Origin of the sequence: Aeromicrobium sp. (genome assembly GCF_025965075.1) — a bacterium.
Lineage (GTDB): Bacteria > Actinomycetota > Actinomycetes > Propionibacteriales > Nocardioidaceae > Aeromicrobium.
This window is the reverse complement of sequence record NZ_JAOPXQ010000156.1, coordinates 1-5,588: the sequence shown is the minus strand read 5'-3', so window position 1 is coordinate 5,588 and position 5,588 is coordinate 1. Positions and strand designations below refer to the sequence as shown.

General features: G+C 72.6%; 6 protein-coding genes and 1 pseudogene. 4 read left to right on the top strand and 3 right to left on the bottom strand.

The genetic code is table 11. The annotated features are described in order from the left end of the window. A pseudogene (locus JWQ91_RS09800) lies at positions 1–1,695 on the top strand (preprotein translocase subunit SecA); the annotation flags it as partial. 56 nt (positions 1,696–1,751) lie between these two features. On the opposite strand, the gene JWQ91_RS09795 reads toward JWQ91_RS09800, so the two are convergent. Together JWQ91_RS09795 and JWQ91_RS09790 are read right to left on the bottom strand one after the other, a co-directional pair. Next, on the bottom strand, positions 1,752–2,234 hold the full coding sequence (locus JWQ91_RS09795) for an Rv3235 family protein (protein ID WP_297782990.1): 483 nt from the start codon (positions 2,232–2,234) through the stop codon (positions 1,752–1,754). After that, positions 2,231–2,872 carry a LysM domain-containing protein gene (locus JWQ91_RS09790; RefSeq protein WP_297782988.1) on the bottom strand — a complete coding sequence of 214 codons (642 nt, stop codon included), beginning with the start codon at positions 2,870–2,872 and terminating at the stop codon, positions 2,231–2,233. The genes JWQ91_RS09795 and JWQ91_RS09790 overlap by 4 nt, the downstream gene beginning before the upstream one ends. 101 nt (positions 2,873–2,973) lie before the next feature. Between JWQ91_RS09790 and JWQ91_RS09785 the strand changes: the two genes are divergently transcribed. Continuing rightward, entirely contained in the window at positions 2,974–3,477 is a 504-nt protein-coding gene (locus JWQ91_RS09785) for a hypothetical protein (protein WP_297782986.1), read from the top strand. Here JWQ91_RS09785 and JWQ91_RS09780 read toward each other — a convergent pair. Then, entirely contained in the window at positions 3,461–3,706 is a 246-nt protein-coding gene (locus tag JWQ91_RS09780; RefSeq protein WP_297782984.1) for a helix-turn-helix domain-containing protein, read from the bottom strand. The two genes, JWQ91_RS09785 and JWQ91_RS09780, sit on opposite strands and share 17 nt — an antisense overlap. Before the next feature lie 108 nt (positions 3,707–3,814). On the opposite strand from JWQ91_RS09780, the gene JWQ91_RS09775 reads away from it, so the two are divergent. Together JWQ91_RS09775 and JWQ91_RS09770 are read left to right on the top strand one after the other, a co-directional pair. Next, the gene (locus JWQ91_RS09775) at positions 3,815–4,477 is read left to right on the top strand and encodes a hypothetical protein (RefSeq protein WP_297782982.1); all 663 of its coding nucleotides are present in this window, start codon (positions 3,815–3,817) and stop codon (positions 4,475–4,477) included. A 1-nt stretch (position 4,478) separates the two neighbouring features. After that, positions 4,479–5,588 (top strand): hypothetical protein (locus tag JWQ91_RS09770; RefSeq protein ID WP_297782980.1); only part of this gene is annotated, 1,110 nt, incomplete at its 3' end.

Below are 5,588 nucleotides of genomic sequence, written 5' to 3'. Positions count from 1 at the left end.
GAGGAGTACCAGACCCTCGCCACGATCACGCTGCAGAACTACTTCCGCCTCTACGACAAGCTCAGCGGCATGACCGGCACGGCGCTGACCGAGGCGTCCGAGTTCGACAAGATCTACAAGCTCGGCGTCGTCCCGATCCCGACCAACCGCACGGTCCAGCGGATCGACCAGCCCGACCTGGTCTATCGCACCGAGGCGGCGAAGTTCGATGCCGTCGTCGAGGACATCGTCGAGCGGCACGCCGCCGGCCAGCCGATCCTGGTCGGCACGACCAGCGTCGAGAAGAGCGAGCGGCTGTCCAAGCAGCTGCGCAAGCGCGGTGTGCCGCACGAGGTGCTCAACGCCAAGCAGCACGACCGTGAGGCCGCGATCGTCGCGATGGCGGGTCACAAGGGTGCCGTCACGGTGGCGACCAACATGGCCGGCCGTGGCACCGACATCATGCTCGGCGGCAGCGTCGAGTTCCTGGCCGACGCCGCGCTGCGCGCCAAGGGCCTGGACCCGCTGGAGGACTCCGAGGCGTACGAGGCCGCGTGGCCCGCGACCCTGCACCAGATGGAGGAGCAGGTCGCGGCCGAGAAGGACGCCGTCACGGCCGCCGGCGGCCTGGCCGTCATCGGCACCGAGCGTCACGAGTCCCGCCGCATCGACAACCAGCTGCGCGGTCGCTCCGGCCGTCAGGGCGATCCGGGCGAGACCCGCTTCTACCTGTCGCTCGAGGACGACCTGATGCGGCTGTTCAAGGCCGACTGGGTCAACTGGGTCCTGCAGACCATGAAGATCCCCGACGACGTGCCGATCGAGAACAAGCGCGTCACCGGCGCGATCGCCTCGGCGCAGTCCCAGGTCGAGGCGCAGAACTTCGACACCCGCAAGAACATCCTGAAGTACGACGACGTCATGAGCCGTCAGCGCGAGGTCATCTACACCGAGCGCCGTCAGGTCCTCGAGGGCCAGGACATGAACGAGTGGGTGCGTTCGATGATCGGTGAGGTCACCGGCGCGTACGTCAGCGGGGCCACCGAGGGCTTCCCCGAGGAGTGGGAGCTCGAGCAGCTGTGGACCGCGCTCGGCACGCTCTACCCGGTCGGCCTGACGATCGAGGGCGTCGAGTCCGAGGCCGGTGGCCGCGAGGGCCTGTCCCGCGAGCTCCTGCAGGAGCTCGTCGCGGCGGATGCCCTGCAGGCGTACGAGAGCCGTGAGGCCGAGCTCGGCAGCCCGGTCATGCGTGAGCTGGAGCGTCGCGTCGTGTTGAGCGTCCTGGACCGCAAGTGGCGTGAGCACCTCTACGAGATGGACTACCTGCGCGAGGGCATCGGCCTGCGAGCGTACTCGCAGCGCGATCCGCTGGTCGAGTACCAGCGTGAGGGCTTCGAGCTGTTCAGCGCCATGATGGAAGGCATCGCCGAGGAGTCCGTGGGCTTCCTGTTCAACCTGGACGTCCAGGTGGAGCAGGCCGCGTCGACCGAGTCCGACGAGGCGATGCAGCTGTCGGCCAAGGGGCTCGGCGTGAAGTCTGCGCCCAAGGCGCTGTCGTACTCCTCGCCCAGCGAGGACGGCGGGGCCGAGGTCCGCGGCGAGACCGCCGCGGATGACGACTCGCCGGAGTCCGAGGCGCGCCGCCAGGCCAACGCCAAGAACCGTTCGCGGCAGAAGGCCAAGCAGCAGCGCAAGTCCCGCAAGAACAACCGTTGAGACGAGCGGAGCTCGTCCTGAGGTGAGTGCCAGCCGAGCGAAGCGAGGCTAGCGCGTCACGCCCAGGTCAAGGCGGTGCAGCGCCAGACCTGGGCGCCGCGGTGGGTCGTCTGCAGCTCGAGGCGCACGGCGATGGCACGCGACCGGCCGCGGTGGACCATGCGTCCGGCGATCTCGGCGGCCTCGTCGTGCACCATCGCGACGTGCACCGACACGATGCGCGCCCCGCTGCCCGACCGTGCGCGCAGCGGGACCCGGGCGTGGACCGCGAGGCGCGACGTGAGCTGCGCGTAGACGTCCGGCGCCATCCAGGCTGCGAGCTGACGGACCGGGCGCTCGCCCGACAGGACCTCGACGAGCGCCTGCATGAAGCGCGCTGACCGTTCGCGGATGGGCCGGGCGTCACCGCGCTCGACCGGCACTGGCAGCACCGGCGTCATCCCCGGGAACGGGAGCGGGATCTGCCCCGCGGCGGGCTCGACCGGCTCGACGAACGGGGCGGGGGTGTGCGGGGCGATCAGGGCGGTGGCGGTCTTCATGGGTGGTCCTTCCCGGGTGGCGTCAGGCGTTGGTGGGGGAAGATCAGGTCGGGATCGTCGCCGATCACCGCATGGTTGGCCGCGTGCCAGCGGGCGGTCGCCCGGGCGATGTCGGTGGTCGAGGATCCCGGCGGCAAGGACCGTTCGGCGATGGCCCAGAGCGTGTCGCCGTCGCGCACGACGACCGGTCGCGCCGGGTCCCGCAGCGCAGGGGAGTGGCGCACGACGGCGGGAGCGGTCGGGGCGGGCCGGGACGGCACGAGCTCGCCCGGGGTGCTGCCCGTCGTGGGGCGGTCGGGCAGCGGGAGGCCGTCGACGGTGTGCTCGACCGGTGCCACCCCGCGGTCGGCGTGGACGGGCGAGACGGCCAGGGCCCCGGCGGCACCGACGAAGAGGGCGCGGCGGGCCAGGCGAGGGGTCACTGCCCGCACCAGTCCGGACGAGCCGACGGTGGCCCCCAGCCCGACGATCAGCATGATCCACGCGGCCACTGCCAGCAGGAGCAGCGCGACGAGGGCCTGCGCGGCTCGGGGGAAGTCGTCGCCCCGGGCGTCCCTGGCCAGCGACGCCGTCTCGGGAAGGAGCAGCAGGACGATCGCCGCCGCGAGGGCCGCCAGCGCCCATCCGCTCCGGGTCAACCACATATCCACACCTTTGATGACGTTTAATGACGTTTGAACACAGACAAGTCTGTTTGTGTCGGGTTGTCAACGGCTCGGTGCACAGATAGCGTGCGGCTGTGCGGTGGGAGCGGCTGTTCGAGGAGCTGGAGGCTCGGGGCGAGGACCTCGAGCTGGAGGAGCGCGACCTCCTGGTCGATGAGCTCCGCGACGGCGACTGGGCGCAGACCTCGTGGCGCGACCTGCTGGGCGGGCGGGTGTCCCTCGACGTGCAGGGCGCGGGTCGGGTCCAGGGGGTCGTCGTGCTTGTCAACGAACGGCTCGTGCACCTGCGCGGCGACGCCGTGGACCATGTCGTCGCCGCGCGCGCGGTGACCACGGTGCACGCGACCGGGCGGCGTGCCGATGAGCCCACCACGGTAGGCGCCGCGCTGGGCTGGGGCCACGTGCTGCGCGCGCTCCGCGACGCGGGCGACGAGGTCCGGGTCCGGCTCGTCGACGGTGAGTCCCGCGACGGGACGGTCGACGTCGTCGGCCGCGACTTCGTCAGGCTCCGGTCGGCCTCAGGCCGGGATCAGGTCGTCCCGTTCGGGGTCGTCGCGGTGGTCAGTGGTCGGTCGTGACGTCCTCGTCGGCCGGCTCGTCGTCGAACTCGTGCGAGTTGGCGCGGGCGTACTGACGGGAGATGTAGTCCTCCAGCTGGGCGTTCTCGATGCGCCACTGGCCGCGTCCACCGATCTGGATGCCGCGCAGGTCCCCCGACCGCACGAGGGCGTAGACCTGCCGCACCGTCACGTTGAGGACCTCAGCGACGTCCGCCAGCGTGAGGAACCGCGGGGTGGAGGGTGGCATGGGACCAGTTTCCCATGGCCCGGTGTCACCGAACACGAGGGATCCCTCATCTGTGGAGAACCCGACCAGGGGGTGGACGCCGGCCCGCAATGTCGCTAGAAACTTTGCATGACGAACTGGCGGGGGCCCGGGGCGACGGGCGGGACGACGGGACAACGATTGCGGATCCGGCCGTGGCGGGACCCACGGCTGCTCTTCGGGCTGCTGCTCGTGCTGGCGGCGACGGTGCTGGGTGGCCGGCTCGCCGCGTCGGCCGACGACACCGTCGAGTACTGGTCCGTACGCTCGCAGGTCGCGGCGGGCGACACCGTGACGAAGGACGACCTGCGACCGACCAGGATCCGGCTGTCGGGCGACGCGGCCGGCAACTACGTGCGGATCGACGAGGAGTTCGCGGCCCCGCTGGCGAACCTGGTCTGGGCGCAGGCGGCGGCACCCGGTTCGCTGGTCCCCAAGTCGGCGCTGGTCACCCGCTCCAGCACGACTCGCAACCAGCTGCCGCTCAGCGTCACGGAGGGCGCCGCGCCGGCCGACCTGGAGCGGGGGGACCTCGTCGACGTCTGGGTGGGTCCGGGCCCCGGGGACGAGCCGGGACGGGACGCGGTCCGGGTCCTGCGGTCCGTCCGCGTCCTGCAGACCGGCGGCGAGGCCGCGGCGGCGAGCGGCTCCCTCGCGCAGACGGTCCTGGTCGACCTCGACGAGTCCCAGCTCGGCCGGTCCGTCATCAGCACCGTCGCGGCCGGCCACGTGACGCTGGTCAGGGTCTCCTGACATGGACGTCGTGCTCGCGGCCGGCGACGCGCCGTGGGAGGCCGCGGCCCTGGGGGAGATCGAGGCGAGCCCCGGGCTGCGGCTCGTCCGCCGGTGCGTCGACGTCGCGGACCTGCTCGCCGTCGCGCACACCGGGCTCGCGGAGGCCGCGATCGTCACGACCGACCTCCCCGGGCTGGACGCCGACGCGGTCCACCACCTCGAGGTCGGCGGCGTCCGGGTGGCGGCCCTCGAGTCGGACCCGGCGCGGTGCGAGGCGCTCGGGATCACCCGGACGCTGCGGCTCGGCGGCCTCGACGTCATCGTCCGGGACGGGCCGATCGCGCCCGCCACCCGGGCCGAGGACCGGGCGCCCGTCGTCGCGGTGTGGGGACCGGCCGGGGCGCCGGGACGCAGCACCGTCGCGCTCTCGATCGCCGCGGCCACGGCGGCCCGCGGCGTCGACACGGTCCTCGTGGACGCCGACACGTACGGCGGCTCGCTGGGCCAGGCGCTCTCGGTGCTCGACGACGTCAGCGGGCTGGTCGCGGCGTGCCGGGCCGCCAACAACGGCCGGTCGCACGAGGTCGCCGGTCACCTGCTCGACATCGACCCGGGGCTGCGGCTGCTGACCGGGCTCCCGCGGGCCGACATGTGGCCGCAGGTACGCACCGGGGCGCTCGAGCTCGTGCTCGCCCAGCTGCGCGCGCAGGCCGCCCTCGTCGTGGTCGACTGCGGCTTCTCCGTCGAGCCCGGCACGGGGCACGGCGCGGCCCGCAACCAGACGACGCTGCAGGTCCTCGAGCAGGCCGACCACGTCGTGGTCGTGGGACTGCCGGACCCGGTCGGCCTGGCCCGGGTCGTGCGCGGCATCCACGACCTGGCGGAGGTCGCGCCGGGGATCGACCCGACCCTGGTCGTCAACCGGATGCGGGGGACGCTCGGGTGGAGCGAGCGAGAGGTCCGGACGACCGTCGGCCGGCTGACCGGGATGGAACCCCTGGCGTACCTCCCGCTCGATCAGGCCGGCCTCGACCTGGCGATGGTCAGCGGGCGGAGCCCACGCCAGGCGGCACCGTCCTCGCCATTCGTCGCCCGGATGGAGGTGGTCGCGGCGCACGTCCTGGCCCGG

Bases quoted from the DNA above. Each gene is read 5' to 3' on its own strand.
- JWQ91_RS09795 (WP_297782990.1), bottom strand. From the start codon at position 2,234: ATGAAGACCGCCACCGCCCTGATCGCCCCGCACACCCCCGCCCCGTTC.
- JWQ91_RS09780 (WP_297782984.1), bottom strand. From the start codon at position 3,706: ATGCCACCCTCCACCCCGCGGTTCCTCACGCTGGCGGACGTCGCTGAG.
- JWQ91_RS09775 (WP_297782982.1), top strand. From the start codon at position 3,815: ATGACGAACTGGCGGGGGCCCGGGGCGACGGGCGGGACGACGGGACAA.